The organism is Paenibacillus sp. J22P165, assembly GCF_059692015.1.
Window position 1 is genome coordinate 896,063 of record NZ_JCAUAP010000001.1, and the last position, 18,249, is coordinate 914,311.

Below are 18,249 nucleotides of genomic sequence, written 5' to 3' on the forward strand. Positions count from 1 at the left end.
TTGCATATTTGTGTGCCACTTGTCTCACTCTATAAAGGATAAGAATGTGCCCCTGAAGGAGAGAGAAATTCATGTGGAGTAAGCTTAAGACACCAGCCATAGGGAGTATGGTCGTCATGCTGGCGATTACGACAGCAGCTTGTGGGAAGGATACGGGGAGTCCCCGAAATGTATCACCATCGCAAAGTCCATCTGTGACAGGAACAGGAAATTCGATAACGAAGAGTTTATCTCAAACTGGCAATAATGTCATTGGGCTTGCAACTGACGATGCCATTCTCCCCATGAAACAAATCGGGAGCGTAAACTATGTATCTGCTCAAGACCTTATCAAAACACTGAAATTTCAATCAGAATGGGAAGATAACCAAGGTAGGCTGATTATAGGTGATAATGATGCCAATTTCGAATTGATCATGAACTCGAATAAGGCCGTTAAGGATGGAACAGATATTCAACTTAGCCAGCCTGTTGTGAAGGAAGGGACCACGGCTTATTTACCTGTTTCAGATTTAGCAGATCTGTTCCAAGATGATATGTCTTATGAAGTTAAGACCAATGAGGTCGTTATTCACGCTTCACCTATTGCAATTATCGAGCATGAAGATGATCCTGCAAGCGCGAATGACAACTCGCCAGAGCTAAATTTCGGTGATGATCCAACCGATCCCTTCAAAGGAGGGGAGGCTGAGGCAAATCCCGCATGGATATCTAATCAAACAAATGCGGATTTACAAGTTTTACAAGCTTGGTCGGCGAGTAATCCAGGTGAGGTCATGCCAGTTTTGAAAAATGTCGACATCAATGCCCTAATAAATAAGGGGAAGAATTATTTAGGTGTAAAATATAAATTTGGCACAGGTGCCTATCCGAAAACGGGGCGTTTCGACTGTTCCACCTTTACCCAATATATTTTTGGGAAATATAATGTCAAGCTGCCACGTGTGGCACGTCAACAAGGTGCTAAAGGGAACTTGATCTCACGCAAGTCCTTGCGTAAAGGGGATTTGATGTTCTTTTATGTGCCAGGGCGCTTCAAATCCAATAGAACAGTTGGCCATGTAGGCATTTACATTGGCAATATGAAGATGCTTCATGCTTCGCCAGAGCCTAAAAATGGCGTGCAAATTACGAATATTAATAAACCATATTGGAAAAAAACGTTTCTAAAAGCAAAACGTATTGCCTATTAATGGAAGTAGTGGTAAAGGTCTATCCCATGGATAGGCCTTTATTTTTGTTAATTTTGAAACAAATGAATGCTTTATGCGTTTAATTGTGTATGAAGTTTTTTGTGGAGGAGGCAAGACTGAATGACAATTGTACTTTATGAAAAATTGCTCGAGGGGCAACTGCTCCGACTTGGCGAACGTACATGGGATGATAAGTTGATTCAAGCCTTAAATGTGGCTAACTTTATCCTTGTTGGTGGGAAGGAATACGAAATGATTGAGGGGCGATTGAATTTAGATCTCAACGTGTTTGAATTGCTTCTCGTAGCTGCCAGTTCAGAAGGGGGAGGGAGCAAGGGGTGAAGAGACCGCTTAAAGTACTATCAGCTTCGCTTAGTCTGATTCTGTTGGGGCAAATGATGCTAGGAGCTGCTCAGGCTGCGGAGACGCCAAGTCCGAATGCAGGTTCAGCCAAATTGGTGGAGTGGTCGAATGAGGATGTCAAAGCTTATTATGATCCGCAGGTCGATTGGAGCTTACCTATCCCGCCGGATAAGAGTCTAGCTTCACCCTCGCCATCCCCTACACCGAGTACAGGTGGGGGCACCGCACCTATTATTGTGAATCAAGTGTCAGGTGGTGGATTTGGATGGGATGATTTATTGCTGTATCATCTCATTTTCAATACGGTAAGTCCTTATTCATCTAGCAACTGGGGGAGCAAGCATCGCTCTTATTACTATCGTTCTAATACACCTTATGTGAATAAAACCTATCAGCCAAGCTCGTTTACGAATCGTTCGACCACGAAGACACCGACGACCTCAAGCGGAAGCGGAACCTTTACGTCGAATAAATCAGGCACGACCAGTTCTTCGGTTGGCAGCTCAAGCTCGAGTGGAAGCACGTCATCCAGTGGATCCAAGTCGACTTCTACCTCTTCGGGCAGCATAGGCGGTAAATCAAGTGGATTTAGTTCCTCCTCCAGCTCAAGCTCAGGGGGTTAATTGGATGGGATTTGAAGTCATAGGAACGCCAGACCCGGACAGAAATGCTCGCGTTCAACAATTAGCTGATCTAGGGTTTACATGGGCTAATTTGGAGGATGAAGAATACTGGATTGATCAGCTTGTTCTTCTGCCTAACGAGGTCTATCAGGATCTTATTTATGCGGCAGCAGGGTTATGGCAGGTGTTTGATAAAGCGGCTCGTTTCGTTCACCAGAAAAGGGACCTATATGCAAACTTATCGATCCCAGAGGTGCTATGGGATGGCTTAGATCGACTTGAGATGAATAGTGAAGGTGTCATAAGTCGCTATGCCAGATTTGATTTCACAATCGATCAGTCAGGCAACATTAAACTACTAGAACTAAACGCAGATACACCTACAGGCTATGTCGAGGCAGCCATCGCGACTCCTTGGCTCTGCGAGCAGTACGGTTTGGCATCACCAAATCTGCGGATGAAAGAGCTTGTTAGAGCCGCATGGGAAATTGAAGCGCCTGATTACGCAGCGTGTATCGCTTACGGCAAACATGCAGAAGACACCGGCACGATCAATGCACTTGTCGCACATAGCGAGAGAAAGATGACGTGTGTAGATTGTTTGGATCTATGGATTGATGAAGGTGTCGTCAAGGTGGGTACTGATCAAATCATTCAGCGTATGTATGCCCTATATCCGAAGGAGTGGATGGGGGTAGACGATGGGGGAGAAGCGCTGTCGTATGCGATCGAAGAACAATTCGTACATTTGTTTAATCCCTTGCACGCTGTGATTTTGCAATCCAAAGGTTTACAGGCGATTATCTGGGATCTCCATTCAAGTCATTCGGACTTATTTACCCTAGAGGAGCACGCAATCATAAAGACCTACATGCTTCCCACGTACATGGAGCCTGTTCTAGAAGGTCATTATGTGTCCAAATCGATGTTCGGTCGAGAAGGCGGCTCTGTCGAGCTATATAACGAGCATGGTGAGCTGGAGTTCAAGGATGAGGCAGGCTTTGACACCAGTGTGTTTTTTAAACGTGTGTATCAACAGCGGGCGGATTTGCCGCGGCTATCCTTCCAGCATGGTCAAGGCCATTTATTAACCGGTCTATTCGTATTAAATGGTACGCCATGCGGGCTTCTGGGCAGGGCTGGCGGGATCATAACAGGAAATGCAAGTCAATTTGTGGCGATTGGAGTGAAAGCGCCTTGAAACAAGGAAGATTTATGCTATTGGCAATAGGATTAATCGGCATTATTGTGATCATTTGGATCATCAGCACGGCATTTGATAAGAAGCCAACGGTTCTAAGCCAATCCACATCAGGTAATCAGACATCATACACCAGCAATGGAACAATCGTTTCAAACAGTGGTGAAGTACCTTGGGACTATCAGGTCCAGCAAGTCAAGGTTGGTGATCTGATTGATGGTGATATGGTGTTGCTGCCGAACAATGAACGGATTTCTAACGACCAGAACTTCGCGACTGGGGATACCATCTGGGTGTTGAGCTTCATGCAAGCATCGATGAAAGCAGATAGTCAGGGGAAGAATGAGGTTACTTTGTCACAATGGAAACCCCTAAAGTCCTTCAAATCAAAAGAAGATGCAGATAAAGATTTGGCGGAGTTGAAAGTAGAGATCAAAACGGATGTAAGTTTGGTTGGGGTTTATAAAACAGAGATGGATAGCAAAGTTAGGTACTTTGCTGTGGTGGAACTGCCAACGGGACAGAAGGTCAAGCAGCCGATTCCAGAAGATCGCTATTCAACCTTTAAGGATAAAAAAGAAGTTAGTGTGGTTCTAGAAGAAGTACATGATTATACCAATTTTGATCAAACCATGGCTAAATTTCGGGGGTGGGCAGAGTGATCGTAGTGGATCTTATTATTAGTTTATTTGTCATTGTCCTATTACAGTTTGCAGGTATGTACATCTTTAGTTTAATGACACCTTATCGGGATATGGAAGAGATAAACAACGGCAATATGGCCGTTGGGATCACCATGGGAGGTAAGTTCGTGGCTACTGCTATCATTTTGGGCATCGCTGCCTATACGAACTCCTCCATTTGGCATATGAGCTTGTGGTTTGCGGTTGGTTATGTATGCTTAATCGCTTCATATTGGGTGTTCGATTGGTTAACCCCAGGCATGAAACTATCAGACCAGCTAAAGCAAGGTAACGTGGCTGTTGGTACCCTGCTTGCTTCTGTATATATTGGTATTGCGATTTCGGTAAGCAGTTTAATTATTTAAGAGACGTAAGTCTTAGATCGCAATTTTGGTGATTTCTACATCCCCAAGTTGCGATAAATCTAAGAACTGATTGTCAATGTTGATGAGCGGTCGGAAGAAATCAGTAGGGTTCGTCATGATGATCGTTCCTTCGCGTCCGTCGCTCAATGACACTTTTTTGCCAATAAAGTTTGGAATCATGTTGCGAATGAATACTTGGGTGATTTTGGGGTCCAATTCACCAAAGCTCATGCGATGAAGCTCTTTCAATACAAACAAGAGATCACGTCGCTGTTGATAGACCCTCCTGGATATCATAGCGCTGTAGACATCAGCAACTGCGACAATTCGCGAGTAAGAATGGATGTCCGTCCCGACTTTGCGCAATGGATAGCCAGTGCCATCCATACGCTCATGATGCTGTAGGGCTACAAGAGCGAGTGTTTCATCCTTTATCGATTTGCGAATGATATCATAACCATGAATCGTATGCTTCTGAACTTCCTCGAACTCTTCCTTCGTCAGCTTGCCGGGTTTATTCAGAATATCGGGATGAATTCTACACTTCCCAATGTCATGTAAATACCCTGCTTTCCCAATGATCAAAGCTTCTTTCTCGGATTTATTCATCCATTTGGCAATATAATAAGACAACATACCAACCTGGACACTATGTTGAAGGGTATAGTCATCTTGACTATGTAACGAAAGAAGTAACGAAACCACATCTTTCTCGTCTTGAATGCTCTCGATCAGGGGATTGAAAGCGGATTCTACAGCTTCATTGCGAAGAGTACCCCCGTCTTGTAAAGTTTCAAATATTTCTCTGATGCCCTGACTTGCGTTATTAAATGAGGTAACCTGTAACGTGTTAGCTTGTCTGGTTGGGGTTTCCTCGACGACGTTCTCAATTTCACTGTTTCTTGAAGCTATATCTACATAATCCACACTGTGGCGATTGAGCATCGAAATGTCTCCAGCATCAAGAATCGTCCCGGACGATAGAAGATGTAGACCTACTGCATTGTAGGAATCGGAAATTAATTTGTCACCAACGATTAGTTGAAGCACATGTACGCGCATAGAAGCTCCTCTCCAAATCCTAGTATCAGATAGGTATATTGTAATACTACATCCCAATATAACGACTGTAAAGACTTTTGGCTTGAATTAAATCCTCAGTCCCTTGAATGAGAACACGACCGCCAGGGAACAGAATAATTTGGATATCTTCAGAAGCGTGAAACTTCAACAAAAATCGGTTTTTCTCAACGAGGCCAAGGGGTTTCAACCGCTCCTCCCAGTATTCCAGGGGTTGCGTGCTAGGAATAACTGGATGAATTTGGACGGAATTTCTCCCGCATAAGGACTGAATGGTATCACTTTCAAGATGTGCGTCTAAGTACTCATAGCGCTTTAGCGCACAAGCAGGACAATCTGACTTCTTAGCCCCAGATACCCGGATTGCTGAATTTTGATTGAACCATAAGTCCCATTGCTGCATGCTGAGATTGAGCTGATCTGTAGCTCTAACGAGCAGTTTGAGCGCCTCAGTGGCTTGAAATGAAGCAACAACATGGATAATTCCGCCTATGACTCCAGCCGTGTCACACGTATCTGTAGTACCAGCAGCTGGTGCTTGTGGGAAAAGACAACGTAAGCATGGTGTTTGTTCTGGGATTATCGTTAATGAGACACCTCTAGAGGCTACGGCACCTCCATAGATCCATGGAATGCCTAATTTCATGCTGACATCGTTGAGCAGGAACCGAACGGCAAAATTATCTGTACCGTCGAGAATCACATCGACATCATGAAGCAACTGTTCGGCATTCGTAACGTTAAGATCGCAAACATGCGGATCAATAACGACAGCAGAATTCACTAACTGCAGACGCTTGGCTGCGGCAATAGACTTTGGAACCGTAGCGGAAGCATCTTCTTCGTCGTAGAGCATTTGTCTTTGCAGATTGCTCTTGTCAACAAAATCACGATCAATGATTCGTACATAGCCAACGCCTGCACGTACCATATGATTAGCTAGAACGGTACCAAGAGCACCCATACCAACAATGGCGACACGGCCCTGGCCAAGCTTACGCTGACCCTCCATGCCAATAGGGGGGAAGAGAATTTGTCTGGAGTAGCGCGGGTCAACATCTGAAGCGATATCTGTATGTAAATGTGGTTCCAAGAAAGGTCATCTCCGATCAAATCAGTTTTCTGCGTTCGGTACTTGGAGCGGGTTCCAGGGTCCTGTTTGATTCCCTTTCCACTCGGACCCATCTTCCCATATTTCTTTTTTCCAAATAGGGACGATTTGTTTCAAGCGCTCAATGGCGTAGCGGCTTGCTTCATAACAACCCGCACGGTGTGGAGAAGATACCGCGATCACGACACTTGCCTCTGCAATCGCAACTTTACCTAAACGATGTGTGATGGCACACAGGGTGCCTGGCCACTTGGCATCAATTTCCTCTCCGATGCTCGCCATCGTTTTTAAAGCCATCGGAATGTAAGCTTCATACTCCAGAAGGACAGTTCGTTGTCCAAACGTCATTTCACGAGTTGTGCCAATGAAGGCAAGGGAGGCACCGTGATTCGGATGATTCACCTTGGATGTCACCGATACAACATCAATTGTTGAGTCGGTGATTTCATACAGCGAAGGTTGTCCGCCGGAAACAGGCGGGATGAGAGCGAGCTCATCGGACGCGGAAACGGTCTCTTGATCGCTGGCGTAAGCTTGATTTTTGGCAAAAAAGCATATAGGAAGCTGCGCCGAGGCCGCAGGATAGTCAGTCATGATTTTATCCTTCAATTGTGCGATGGTGATGGAGTCTTGTTCAATGGGAATAGTCAAAACAGAAGTCCCGAACAGGTCAGCGAGACCTGCGAAAAGTTGGATGTGTAGGTTCAATTTGTTTCTCCTAGCGATAGATGTTAGAATCCCTTACAGCATATCATATTTTGCCCTGAAAATGGTATAATGGAGTGATCGCTGGGCAGGAAATGCCTTGGATCCAGGGAAGGAGATTTCAGCATGCAAGCTAAATTACACATAGTAGTGACTGACATACATAGGAAGAATGAGACTTTTACCGTTGATGAAATGGTGGCTTTGGCGAATCAGCGATTACCTATTCAAGAGCGTGTACCGTCGGTGGAAGGAGCGGCTTTTGATCTTAAATCCTGGTATCGAAGCTGGCAAAGCCAGAAGCAAGAGAACGAGGAAGAGGAGCCTACCCATGTAAGGGTGGAAGCTGTAGATGAATTTCAGGCGTTGATTCCGTGGATTCAAGTGGATCAAGCTGTATTTCTGTATGAACAAGAGGGTCTTCCGCTCAAGAAAGGGTATCCTATTCGTCTATACGTGCCGGATGGCAGCAGTGAATGTCTCAATGTAAAAAGTATTGTTAAAGTGTGGTTTCTGAACGAACCAGCCTTAGGCGATGAAGCCACATATGGGTTTAAGAACAATGTATCTTTGGATGAGCTCAAATTCAAGAAATGAGCAAGCAGAAACTTGCATAATATATAGACATGCTAGGAACTAGTTGACCACGAAGAGAGGTGAACGGGATGTCGGCGCCTTTGCAACGACTTGTCATTTTACATACGAACGATATTCACAGTCATTTTGAACAGATGCCCAAAATTAGTGCCTATTTTGATCGAGTCCGCCGCCTTTGGCCCCCTGATCAGGTACTGACACTAGATATTGGCGACCATATGGATCGGATGTTTCCAGAGACCGAAGGAACCAATGCCATCGCCAATTTGGAAATCATGAATGCCACAGGCTATGAGGCTATGGTTCTTGGAAATAATGAAGGGCTGACTTTTACACCGGATTGGCTGCGATCGGTTGTGCTAGAACATGCGCAATTCCCGATTATTGGCAGCAATATTACGGAAATCCAAACGAACAAAACGCCTGATTGGATGCTGCCTTCACTCACACTTGAGAAATCGGGTCTTCGTATCGGTCTGATTGGGGTTACAGCCGCCTACCAAGCTTACTATGAATTGCTTGGTTGGGATGTGAGTGATCCTATGAAGGCTGTAAGCGCCCATGTGAGCCTTTTGCGGCCTAAGGTGGATATTCTAATCGTTATGTCGCACCTGGGTCTGAGAACGGATCAACGGATGGCTGAGGAGCTGGAGGGTATTGATGTCATCCTCGGCGGACATACCCATCATCTTCTCGAAGAGCCGCTCTTGCTCAGCGGCACTTATATTTGTGCGGCCGGCAAGTTCGGTCAATACGCCGGCCACATCGAACTTGCCTACGACCCGGCGCAGCGCCGGATCGTGGAGCTGCAGGGCCGCGTCGTCCCGATGACCGACGCGAGCGAAGAAGACAGCAGCGTCATCACGCTGCTGGAGCACTACCGCATCGCCAGCAGCTCAGCGCTGGCGGTGGAGGTGGCGCAGCTGCGGCAGCCGATGCGCCTGGATTGGTACGGCGAATCCCCGCTCGGCAACTTGCTTGCCGCGGGTATTCGCCGCTGGACCAGCGCCGAGATCGGGCTGGTCAATAGCGGGCAGCTCCTTCAGGGACTGAAGGAGGGGGGCTTGACCCGGGGCCGGCTGCTGGAAATCTGCCCCGGCCCGATCAATCCCTGCCGCATGCTGCTCAGCGGCGCGGATATTCGTCAAGCGCTCGAAGAGTCGCTGCTTGACGAATTCATGGAGAAGCCGATACGCGGCTACGGCTTCCGGGGAGAGGTACTCGGCGTACTCTGTGTGGACGGGATTACCGTCCACGTGGATGCCACGAGATCCCCAAATGAGCGAATCCTCGCCGTCTATGTTGGCGAGGAACTGTTAGATCCAGAACGATCCTACCTCGTGGGTACGATCGATATGTTTACGTTCGGCTCTGGCTATTTATCACTGAGCCGCGGCAAGCAGATCGTTTACATGCTGCCAGAATTTATCCGTGATGTGCTGGCGGATCAACTGCAGAATGAGACTGCGATTGCAAGCAGCCATCAGCTTCGATTCATAGATGTTGTCAGACCCAGTCATAAACAGGTAGAATAGGAACTTGGAGCAAGATTTCTGATCGTTATCAGATTATAGGGGGCTATTATGCATACAATTTTTGAGGCGATCATTATTGGGATCGTTGAAGGCTTAACTGAGTTTTTACCCGTATCCTCAACAGGGCATATGATTTTAACTGAAAGTTTGTTACACATTGACATGGAGAATGACCCGGTGATGAATACGTTCAATTTTGTCATTCAATTGGGCGCTATTCTGGCTGTTGTACTCATCTATTGGAAGCGAATCCTTTCCTTATTTGGATTAGTGAAACGGAAGAGCGAAAGTAAAACAGGGAAAAAGCTGAATTTATTTCACATTTTAATTGGTATCGTGCCTGCAGGGATCGTTGGCGTACTCTTTAATGATATTGTGGATGAAAAGCTCTTCAACACAACTACCGTGTTAGTTGGACTCATGCTTGGCGGTATTCTGTTGATCATTGCTGAGAAGAGGAAAGAGCAGCCTACAACGATGGTGCTGGATGACTTGACGTATCGTCAAGCTTTTGCCATCGGTTTATGGCAACTCGTTTCTATCTGGCCAGGGTTTTCAAGATCGGGTTCAACGATAGCAGGGGGAATGCTTTCTGGCGTAAGCCGTGCGGCTTCTGCTGACTTTACCTTCATCATGGCGATTCCGATTATGTTCGGAGCTTCCGGGGTCTACTTTTTGAAAAACTATGATGCGCTTTCGTCCGATGATTTGGCCTTTTTTATCGTTGGATTCCTAGTGGCTTTCGTTGTTGCCCTGCTGGCTGTCGTAACATTCATTAAACTTGTTCAAAAAATGAAGTTAACGTACTTTGCATATTATCGTTTTGCTATTGCGATTATTTTCGCACTTTACATGTTTCTTAAGTAATATAAGGCATAAGACTAGCGAATCGCGTCGAAAGACGCGGTTTTTTGTATTGAACTTTTCCCGGAAATCTATTACATTTAGATAGAACGTAATGCTCACCTAGGCGGGGGTCCTGAAATGCTGTTTATGCCGATCAACATGTGTCAGCCTGGAATGAGGTTGGCCAAGAATATATACAACGATGATGGTATGGTCCTGCTAGCTGTGAATGTTGAGCTTACACAGAGACTCCTTGATCGCCTGTTTAGTTATGGAATCGATTATATCTACATAGAAGACGCTAGAACGGATGACATCATTCAAGAAGATATCATTCAAGACGAAACAAGAAGCAGAGCGGTTACCGAAATTCGGAACACCTTCAAGAAGGTCATGGAGGACTCGAATAAACGCGGAGCTGTTAATTATTATAATATTGGTCGTAATTTTCGAGATGTGATGAAGATGATTATTGATGATCTCAGTGCTCATGAAGGAGCCATGGTGATGCTCAATAATATGAACGTCAAAGATAATTACTTATTCCAGCACTCCGTGAATGTAAGTATATACGCAATTATGCTTGGTATTAGTTATGGGTATAGCAGGGAGAAGCTTGAGACGCTTGGTTTGGGAGCATTATTGCATGATATTGGGAAGACCAAAGTGCCATTAGGCATTCTACGAAAGCCTTCTCAGCTAACTCCTGAAGAGTTCCAAGAGATGAAGAATCATACAACCTATGGTTTTAATCTATTGAAGGATGAGCCGAACATCCCATTACTTTCTGCCCATTGTGCCTTGCAGCATCATGAACGAATTAATGGCAGCGGATATCCACGCGGGATTAAAGGGAATGAAATTAATGAGTTCGCCAGATGGATTGGACTTGTCGATTCTTATGATGCCATGACGACTACGCGGGTGTATCGAAGACCGTTATTACCGCATGAAGCGATGGAGCAATTATTTGCTGGCTCTGGTACCATGTATGATCAAAGTCAGATTGCTCTGTTCCGAGACAAAATCGCCATTTACCCATTAGGGATAACGGTACGTCTGAATACAGGGGAATACGGTATCGTATCTAAGCTGAACATGTCCGTACCTCACAGACCGACGATACGCGTGCTTCAAGATGAGGCAGGTACGGTGCTGAAGGAGCCTTATGAAGTTGACCTTTCAAGCAAACTGTCGATATTAATTTCCGAAATTGGGGAAATTAAAGTGAATGATGTAGAGCTTGATGCAAGTATGCCAACCATTCTTTAGAATAAACATAGCACTTATTGAATGAAGAACCTGGGAAACCAGGTTCTTTTTGTAGATCAAGGAGGATGCATGATGCGGGAGACCATGGAACAAGGAAGGTTTTGGAAATGGGGGCACGCCATGTTTCGGTTCCGCTGGCTAGTGCTGGCGATTGGAATCAGCTTAATGCTCATCTTTGCTGTGTTCGCGCAGAAAACGCCGGGGATGCTGAAAGATAACGGGTTTACACCGAAAGGTAGTGAATCGGATCAGGGCTTGATTCAAATGAGGGATGAGCTGGGTGTGCCGCGAACGCAGTTGAGTTTGGTATATACAGGGCATAATGGGCTTCATTTAACGGAAAAAGCGCAGCAAGATGCGATCATGGCATCACTTACGAAGCTGAAAGAACTGCCTTATGTGGAAGATGTGAAATTTGTAACTACGCCACGTAACGAGGGGCATCTGGACGTTCAAGCAGTAAACGTATCGCTCGAGTTGGATACAGATCCTGCGCTAGAGAAATTCCCAGAGCTCAAGTCACTCGTACATCCACCGGACGGCATGGACGTGTATGTAACCGGGGGACCAGCGATTCTCTATGACATGCAGGTGGCCAGCAAACATGATATTGCCAAGTCAGAAGCAATTGGTTTACCCATTGCGCTCCTTGTTCTGCTCGTAGTCTTCGGTACATTCGTTGCAGCGCTCCTGCCGATGATTGTCGGAATCATGAGCGTGACTCTCACGCTTGGAGTGACCTATTTCATAGCACAACATCAGTCTTTATCCAATTTTTTGCCCAATATGGTTACGATGCTGGGACTTGCTGTCGGAATTGATTATGCGCTCTTTCTGGTCAGCCGCTTTCGTGAAGAGCTCAAGGTTCAAAGTAGTGTAGCTGCTGCCGTGGCCATGACGTGTCAAACAGCAGGAAGATCGATTTTCTTCTCAGGGATCGCTGTACTCATTGGGTTATTGGGTATGCTGTTTGTGGATTTAACGTTCTTCAGATCCCTATGTCTGGGAGGGGTAATCGTAGTTTCAATTTCTGTGGTTGTAGCCAATACGGTGCTGCTAGCACTTCTAGGTATTTTGGGACATCGGATAAACTCCCTGCAAGTCGTTCCTAAGCGATTTCGTAAACAAGAAACATCGAAGTTCTGGGAGAAAATTGCTTACGCAGTGATGAAGCGTCCGGTCGTATTGGTCGTTCTTGTTGGTGGTGTATTGATCTATAGTATGACACCCATTGGACATATGAAATTAGGCGTACCTAATGCTGAGGTGCTTCCCCCAACCTATGAATCCCGCTATGGTGCGGAACTGTTGAAAACGGCCTATGATCCTCGCATGACAGGACCGATTCAGGTTGTGATACATACGAAAGAAGAGATATGGTCATCAGCTTCGATTGAGGAGATTCATGCTTACGGGGATCGCGTCAAAGCTGTGGCTGGTGTTAAAGAAGTGCAGAGCTATCTAAGTGTTTTGGGAACACATACGGATACAGAACTTGCTGGTATGTTTACGAAATTAGAGGTTAAAAAGCAAATAGAGGACGCACAATTAGCGAAGGGGCATACGGCTTTGATGATTGTTGTTCCTGAAAAGGATACCGACGATCCTGCGACGGATGCGCTAGTTCATGAGCTCCGCAAGCTGAATCATGAAGGTTTAGAGACGGCAGTTACAGGTGGACCAGCCTACCGTTTGGACATCATTGACCGTATTCAAAAGGAAATTCCGGTAGTGCTCATTTTCGTAATGGGGATTACTTATCTGGTTCTGCTATTTGCTTTCCGCTCTATTTTGCTTCCTCTGAAGGCAGTACTTATGAATATGCTTAGTTTAGGTGCTAGCTTGGGTATCGTTGTTGTCGTATTTCAGTATGGGTATATGGCGGATATGCTGCACATCACGTCAATCGGTTATGTGAGCGCGACCTTACCTGTGATTATTTTCTGTGTCGTGTTTGGCATTTCGATGGATTACGAAGTGTTCCTTATTTCTCGGATCATGGAGGAATACGAGGCAACCGGCGACAACGATCAGAGTACAGCGGAAGGTTTGAAAAAAACAGGAAGCTTAATTACAAGCGCAGCTTTCATCCTTGTTGTCGTTGTGGGTTCATTTATTTTCACGGATATTGAAATTATGAAAGCGCTGGGACTAGGTCTCGGACTTGCCGTATTGATCGATGCCACGATCGTACGCGTCATGCTTGTGCCTGCCCTTATGAAATTGCTTGGTGAAGCGAACTGGTGGGCGCCGAGGTGGCTCCGAGTGAAGCCCCATGTGAAGCTTCAGGCCAAAGTGGAGAAGCCGTAGCCCCTCATGGCCCCTTCGGCTGTTTCCTTTTTTGTGAATCATAAGTTACAATAAAGGGCATAGGTATAGGCATAATAGGTACTAATAAGTTCTTGAATAGGAAATGATAGGTCAGGTGTAAACAGCATGAATAGGAACGTAACACACTCCATCTTACCGGAGTTAACTCCCCAGTATGATCCTTGGGACCCCATCCGGTCGTATCGGAAATACGGGAAACATGTATTAACAAGTATAGAGCTAACCATCACCAATCTGTGTAACATGCGTTGTGAGCATTGTGCAGTTGGGGATTCACTTACAATGACAGAAGGGCCACGTATCCCGTTGCCAGTCATTTTGCAAAAGCTGGATGAAATTGAGCATTTGGAAACGATCAGTCTTACGGGCGGCGAGCCGTCTTACCACATTAAGATCGTGAAGGACTATATGCTTCCGATCCTTAAGTATGCGCGGGAGCGGGGCATTCGCACTCAAATCAACTCGAATTTAACGTTAGATTTGGAGCGTTATGAGCTGCTTGCACCCTATCTCGATGTGATGCATATCTCGTTTAATTATTTGAATGCTGACGACTTCCATCAAGTAGGCTTTGTTAATTCGCAGCGTCCAGTTGGGCAAGTGGTGGCTGCAGGGATGTATGAGCGGATGGTTAACAATACAATCGCACTTAGCAAAGGCGGCTTGTATGTTTCTGCGGAATCCATGATTAACACACGGACGCATTTGAAGTTGCCTGAGATTCACCAGCTGATTAACGAAATGGGCTGCCAGCGTCACGAGGTACATCCGATGTATGCGAGCTCTTTTGCCTCACATCTTCCGATGGTTTCACTGGACGAATTGCGTGCGAGTATCCATCGTTTGTTGGATCAGCGTAACCCTGACATGTGGATGCTGTTCGGAACGCTACCTTTCTTCGCATGTAATCAGCTAGATGTGGATCGAAATTTAGTTAAGCGTCTGCGTGAAGCACCGAATGTTACGGTTCGTAATGACCCGGATGGACGGAACCGCTTGAATGTCAGTACATTCACTGGCGAAGTGTTCGTCACCGATTTTGCTAATGAGCCTCCGCTTGGAAATATACATGATGATGGTCTTGATGCCATCTTTGCACGTTGGGAGAATAATGCGCTGAACCAGCGCGTGAATTGCTTCTGTAGTGCCGCATCGTGCTGCGGTCCCAACCTGCTTGTTGCTGATTCGTACTATCGAGATGTGGATTTCAAAAGCCGTAAAGCTATTATCTAATCATCTTTCTGAAGGAGAAATTACATTTTGCCACATACGTCGTTTGATTTCGGTTCTATCGTACTTAATCTTTTCCTAGTTATCCTACTCGTGATGCTAAACGGATTTTTCGTAGCAGCAGAGTTTGCGCTTGTGAAGGTTCGACAGTCTCGACTTCAACAACTGGTTAATGAAGGCAGCGGCAAGGCCAAATATGCGAGTAGAGTGACTTCTCAGCTGGATCGGTATCTATCCGCTACGCAGCTGGGGATTACACTAGCTTCATTGGGGCTAGGTTGGATTGGGGAACCGGCGATTGATGAGTTGATTATGGAGCCTCTTTTTCACACACTTGGTGTAGGCGAATCAATGTATACAACGACGCTGTCGTTTATCGTCGCTTTCGGGTTTATTACATTTATGCATATCGTGCTCGGTGAGCTTGCGCCCAAATCCTTTGCCATTCAAAAGCCAGAATTGACTTCCTTGTGGTTATCAGCACCGCTATTGTTTTTCTATAAATTATTTAGCCCGATAATTTGGGTACTTAACGGAGCCGCGAATAAATTTCTCGCAATGATAGGTGTCGAGCCTGCAAGTGAGAATGAGGCAGCGCACACGGAGGAAGAAATTCGCATCCTGATGGATGAGAGTGTCAAAAGCGGTCATATCAACGAAGATGAAATGACGCTGTTTGATAATATTTTTGAATTCTCCGATCTCATCGCTCGGGAAGTTATGCTGCCGCGGACCGATATGGATTGTCTATTTCTAGAAGTAAGCTTTATTGATAATTTACGCTTCGTTCATGAAACCAAGCATACACGCTATCCGGTTGCTGATCAGCACAAAGATAACATTGTAGGCTTTGTACATATTGCCGATCTACTTACGGCAGACCCAGATGTTGAGCAGGAGCTTAAGACCTTTATTCGTCCTATTCTGAACGTTCCTGAGTCGATGGAAGTTAGCCGCGTGCTTAAGCTCATGCAGAAAAAGCATTCCCAACTCGCAATTGTTGTTGATGAGTATGGGGGAACGGCAGGGCTCTTGGCGTTAGAAGATATTATCGAAGAAATCGTGGGAGAACTGCATGATGAATTCGATGTGAATGAGCGTCCTGGTGTGGAAGTCAAAGACAAATACACATCTGTCGATGGTCGTGTTTTGCTGGAAGATCTGAATGATATGCTAGACCTCCAAATTGAAGATGACGATGTAGATTCGATTGGTGGATGGTTGTTTAAAAAAGTGGAAGGCGCACCTGTCAAAGGGAAGAAAGTGCCTTATGCTAATCATGTATTTGAAGTGACCGAGGTAGATCGATTGCGTATTGTTCGTATACATATCACGAATATCGACACTGTTAAACCGGGAAATGAATAATCGGAGGAGTCTCTATGTCACCTAAGACAGCCATACTCATGGTGTTAGGATTGTTGCTGTTATACGGTTTATTCACCGTAGGACTGCCTTTTCTCCTAGCACTGGTGACAGCTATTTTCTTGGACCCATTAACATCTCTTTTGATGCGTTTCGCGAAAATAAGCCGCTTTATTGCAGCGACTATCGTTAGTACAGCCTTTACGTTACTGATGGTGGCCTTAATCTATTTCATTGGGATGAATGTGGTAACCGAGCTCATCGATCTTGGGCGGAAAGCGCCTAACTATATGGAAGATGTCAATAAATACGTGGATCAAGCTGTTACGCGAACTCAAGTGTTCTATGATTCTTTATCGCCGGAAATGGCAGAACAGGTACAGACCTGGGTGGAACGCAGTACAGAAACGTTAACAGGTGCGTTGACGAGTATTTTGAGTGGCATTTCAGGTTTTTTCCTGAACATGGCCGGGAAAATTCCGAATCTCTTCATGCTGCTAATCGTGTATGTGATCGCCCTCTATTTGTGCATGTATAACCTGCCTAATCTGAAGGCGGCATTTCTCTCCATGTTTGAAACGAAATCCAAAGATAAAATGGAACATGTCTTGGTCTATTTACGAGAGGCGATCTTCGGCTTCATTCGAGCCCAGTTGATCATGGCGATTTTCACCTATTTGCTCACGTTCATCGGCTTACTTGTTCTTCGTGCTGAGTATCCACTGGCCATTTCTCTCCTCGTCATGGTGATGGAATTCGTGCCGGTGATCGGGACTGGTATTATTTTCATTCCGTGGATTATTTATCAGCTATTGATGGGATACTCGGGAATGGGAATTGGTTTGTTTGTACTTTTCTTGGTACTGATCATTCTCCGCCGGATTGTCGAGCCTAAAGTGCTTAGTGATGCCGTTGGCATCAATTCATTAGCAGCGTTGATTTCCTTGTATATCGGATTCGAGTGGCTTGGGCTTGCAGGACTGTTCCTCGGACCCTTGGTCGTTATTATTTATCAAGCCTTACGCAAAGCAGACGTGTTGAGATATAATATCAAATTGGATTAACGGCGAGTAACTTAAATCCCTTTTCGAGTTGTGTGTGACGCAACCGGAGAGGGATTTTTCAGTTATTTGAGAACATTTCCTCGAAAAAGATGGGAAATCGGTGATTTTGGTCAAGTTATACAGCATATAACGTGTCATATAGGCTCTGAGAAGGAGGAGACGTATGAAACACACACAATTTAAAAGTTGGTACCCGTATGTTGGGCCGTGCGATCCTTGTCCGCCGATCCGCGTGAAATGGTATAATACACCGCCGCAATTATATATGCATTTTCAACCGCCAGGATTGCCTCAGTTTAGTCCTTATGATGCTTTAAGGGTTGGGACGCTTTGGCCTGCTCTTTATGGGCCTTATCCGAATCCGTTACAGGAGGAGCCAAGAGGGGATGAAGGGGGCCAGTCAACATGAGCGAGCGTGTGCTGCCAGAAGCCTATTACAAGCAACTTCGTGATCTGCAAGCCGTGGATTTTGTATTGGTGGAGTTGACGCTTTATTTGGACACACACCCTGATGATCTGAGCGTGATCCAACAATATAATCAATTTGCCCACAAGCGAATGCACATGGTTCAACAGTTTGAGTTGGAATTCGGTCCTTTGATGTCCTATGGACATAGCTTCTCGAAAGCGCCATGGCAGTGGGGCGAAACTCCTTGGCCGTGGCAAGTTTAGGAAGGAGGATTGT

At 45.6% G+C, this 18,249-nt stretch carries 19 protein-coding genes; 16 read left to right on the forward strand and 3 right to left on the reverse strand.

Going from position 1 to position 18,249, the window contains the following annotated elements:
* Positions 1-71 precede the first annotated feature (71 nt).
* The 6 genes from AC58QM_RS03855 to AC58QM_RS03880 all read left to right on the forward strand — a co-directional run bounded on the left by AC58QM_RS03855 (position 72) and on the right by AC58QM_RS03880 (position 4,428).
* Complete coding sequence (locus tag AC58QM_RS03855; RefSeq protein WP_497281481.1) at positions 72-1,193, forward strand: C40 family peptidase; 1,122 nt, start codon at positions 72-74, stop codon at positions 1,191-1,193.
* Positions 1,194-1,313: 120 nt separating this feature from the next.
* A complete protein-coding gene (locus AC58QM_RS03860) occupies positions 1,314-1,535 on the forward strand; it encodes a hypothetical protein (RefSeq protein ID WP_497281483.1) in 222 nt (73 codons plus the stop codon).
* Positions 1,532-2,179: a hypothetical protein gene (locus AC58QM_RS03865; protein ID WP_497281484.1), complete on the forward strand. Its 648-nt coding sequence runs from the start codon at positions 1,532-1,534 to the stop codon at positions 2,177-2,179. The genes AC58QM_RS03860 and AC58QM_RS03865 overlap by 4 nt, the downstream gene beginning before the upstream one ends.
* Positions 2,180-2,183: 4 nt before the next feature.
* A complete protein-coding gene (locus tag AC58QM_RS03870) occupies positions 2,184-3,380 on the forward strand; it encodes a glutathionylspermidine synthase family protein (RefSeq protein ID WP_497281486.1) in 1,197 nt (398 codons plus the stop codon).
* A complete protein-coding gene (locus AC58QM_RS03875) occupies positions 3,377-4,042 on the forward strand; it encodes a signal peptide protein (RefSeq protein WP_497281488.1) in 666 nt (221 codons plus the stop codon). The genes AC58QM_RS03870 and AC58QM_RS03875 overlap by 4 nt, the downstream gene beginning before the upstream one ends.
* A complete protein-coding gene (locus AC58QM_RS03880; RefSeq protein WP_497281490.1) occupies positions 4,039-4,428 on the forward strand; it encodes a DUF350 domain-containing protein in 390 nt (129 codons plus the stop codon). Before AC58QM_RS03875 ends, AC58QM_RS03880 begins: the two co-directional genes overlap by 4 nt.
* 12 nt (positions 4,429-4,440) lie before the next feature.
* Here the strand turns inward: AC58QM_RS03880 and AC58QM_RS03885 are convergent, their stop codons facing one another.
* From AC58QM_RS03885 to AC58QM_RS03895, 3 genes are read right to left on the reverse strand one after another with little or no spacing between them, the layout of a single operon-like run.
* Positions 4,441-5,490 (reverse strand): HD-GYP domain-containing protein, encoded by a 1,050-nt coding sequence (locus tag AC58QM_RS03885; protein ID WP_497281491.1) that lies wholly within the window; start codon positions 5,488-5,490, stop codon positions 4,441-4,443.
* Between the two features lie 46 nt (positions 5,491-5,536).
* On the reverse strand, positions 5,537-6,601 hold the full coding sequence (locus tag AC58QM_RS03890) for a ThiF family adenylyltransferase (protein WP_497281493.1): 1,065 nt from the start codon (positions 6,599-6,601) through the stop codon (positions 5,537-5,539).
* A gap of 21 nt (positions 6,602-6,622) precedes the next feature.
* Positions 6,623-7,327 carry a molybdenum cofactor biosynthesis protein MoaE gene (locus AC58QM_RS03895; RefSeq protein ID WP_497281495.1) on the reverse strand — a complete coding sequence of 235 codons (705 nt, stop codon included), beginning with the start codon at positions 7,325-7,327 and terminating at the stop codon, positions 6,623-6,625.
* A gap of 123 nt (positions 7,328-7,450) precedes the next feature.
* Between AC58QM_RS03895 and AC58QM_RS03900 the strand changes: the two genes are divergently transcribed.
* The 10 genes from AC58QM_RS03900 (at position 7,451) to AC58QM_RS03945 (ending at position 18,236) form a co-directional block, all read left to right on the forward strand.
* A complete protein-coding gene (locus AC58QM_RS03900; protein WP_497281497.1) occupies positions 7,451-7,921 on the forward strand; it encodes a hypothetical protein in 471 nt (156 codons plus the stop codon).
* 68 nt (positions 7,922-7,989) lie between these two features.
* Entirely contained in the window at positions 7,990-9,456 is a 1,467-nt protein-coding gene (locus tag AC58QM_RS03905; protein ID WP_497281499.1) for a bifunctional metallophosphatase/5'-nucleotidase, read from the forward strand.
* 48 nt (positions 9,457-9,504) lie between these two features.
* Positions 9,505-10,323, forward strand: a complete 819-nt coding sequence (locus tag AC58QM_RS03910; protein WP_497281501.1) for an undecaprenyl-diphosphate phosphatase — start codon at positions 9,505-9,507, stop codon at positions 10,321-10,323.
* A 117-nt stretch (positions 10,324-10,440) separates the two neighbouring features.
* Complete coding sequence (locus AC58QM_RS03915; protein ID WP_497281502.1) at positions 10,441-11,574, forward strand: HD-GYP domain-containing protein; 1,134 nt, start codon at positions 10,441-10,443, stop codon at positions 11,572-11,574.
* Positions 11,575-11,643: 69 nt separating this feature from the next.
* Positions 11,644-13,884, forward strand: coding sequence for an MMPL family transporter (locus tag AC58QM_RS03920; protein ID WP_497281504.1), 2,241 nt, complete (start codon positions 11,644-11,646; stop codon positions 13,882-13,884).
* A 126-nt stretch (positions 13,885-14,010) separates the two neighbouring features.
* A complete protein-coding gene (yfkAB, locus tag AC58QM_RS03925) occupies positions 14,011-15,138 on the forward strand; it encodes a radical SAM/CxCxxxxC motif protein YfkAB (RefSeq protein WP_497281506.1) in 1,128 nt (375 codons plus the stop codon).
* A 27-nt stretch (positions 15,139-15,165) separates the two neighbouring features.
* Positions 15,166-16,503, forward strand: coding sequence for a hemolysin family protein (locus AC58QM_RS03930; RefSeq protein WP_497281508.1), 1,338 nt, complete (start codon positions 15,166-15,168; stop codon positions 16,501-16,503).
* A 14-nt stretch (positions 16,504-16,517) separates the two neighbouring features.
* Positions 16,518-17,564 (forward strand): sporulation integral membrane protein YtvI, encoded by a 1,047-nt coding sequence (gene ytvI, locus AC58QM_RS03935; protein WP_497281510.1) that lies wholly within the window; start codon positions 16,518-16,520, stop codon positions 17,562-17,564.
* A 163-nt stretch (positions 17,565-17,727) separates the two neighbouring features.
* The gene (locus AC58QM_RS03940; RefSeq protein WP_497281512.1) at positions 17,728-17,973 is read left to right on the forward strand and encodes a spore coat associated protein CotJA; all 246 of its coding nucleotides are present in this window, start codon (positions 17,728-17,730) and stop codon (positions 17,971-17,973) included.
* The gene (locus tag AC58QM_RS03945; protein WP_497281514.1) at positions 17,970-18,236 is read left to right on the forward strand and encodes a spore coat protein CotJB; all 267 of its coding nucleotides are present in this window, start codon (positions 17,970-17,972) and stop codon (positions 18,234-18,236) included. The genes AC58QM_RS03940 and AC58QM_RS03945 overlap by 4 nt, the downstream gene beginning before the upstream one ends.
* Positions 18,237-18,249 lie beyond the last annotated feature (13 nt).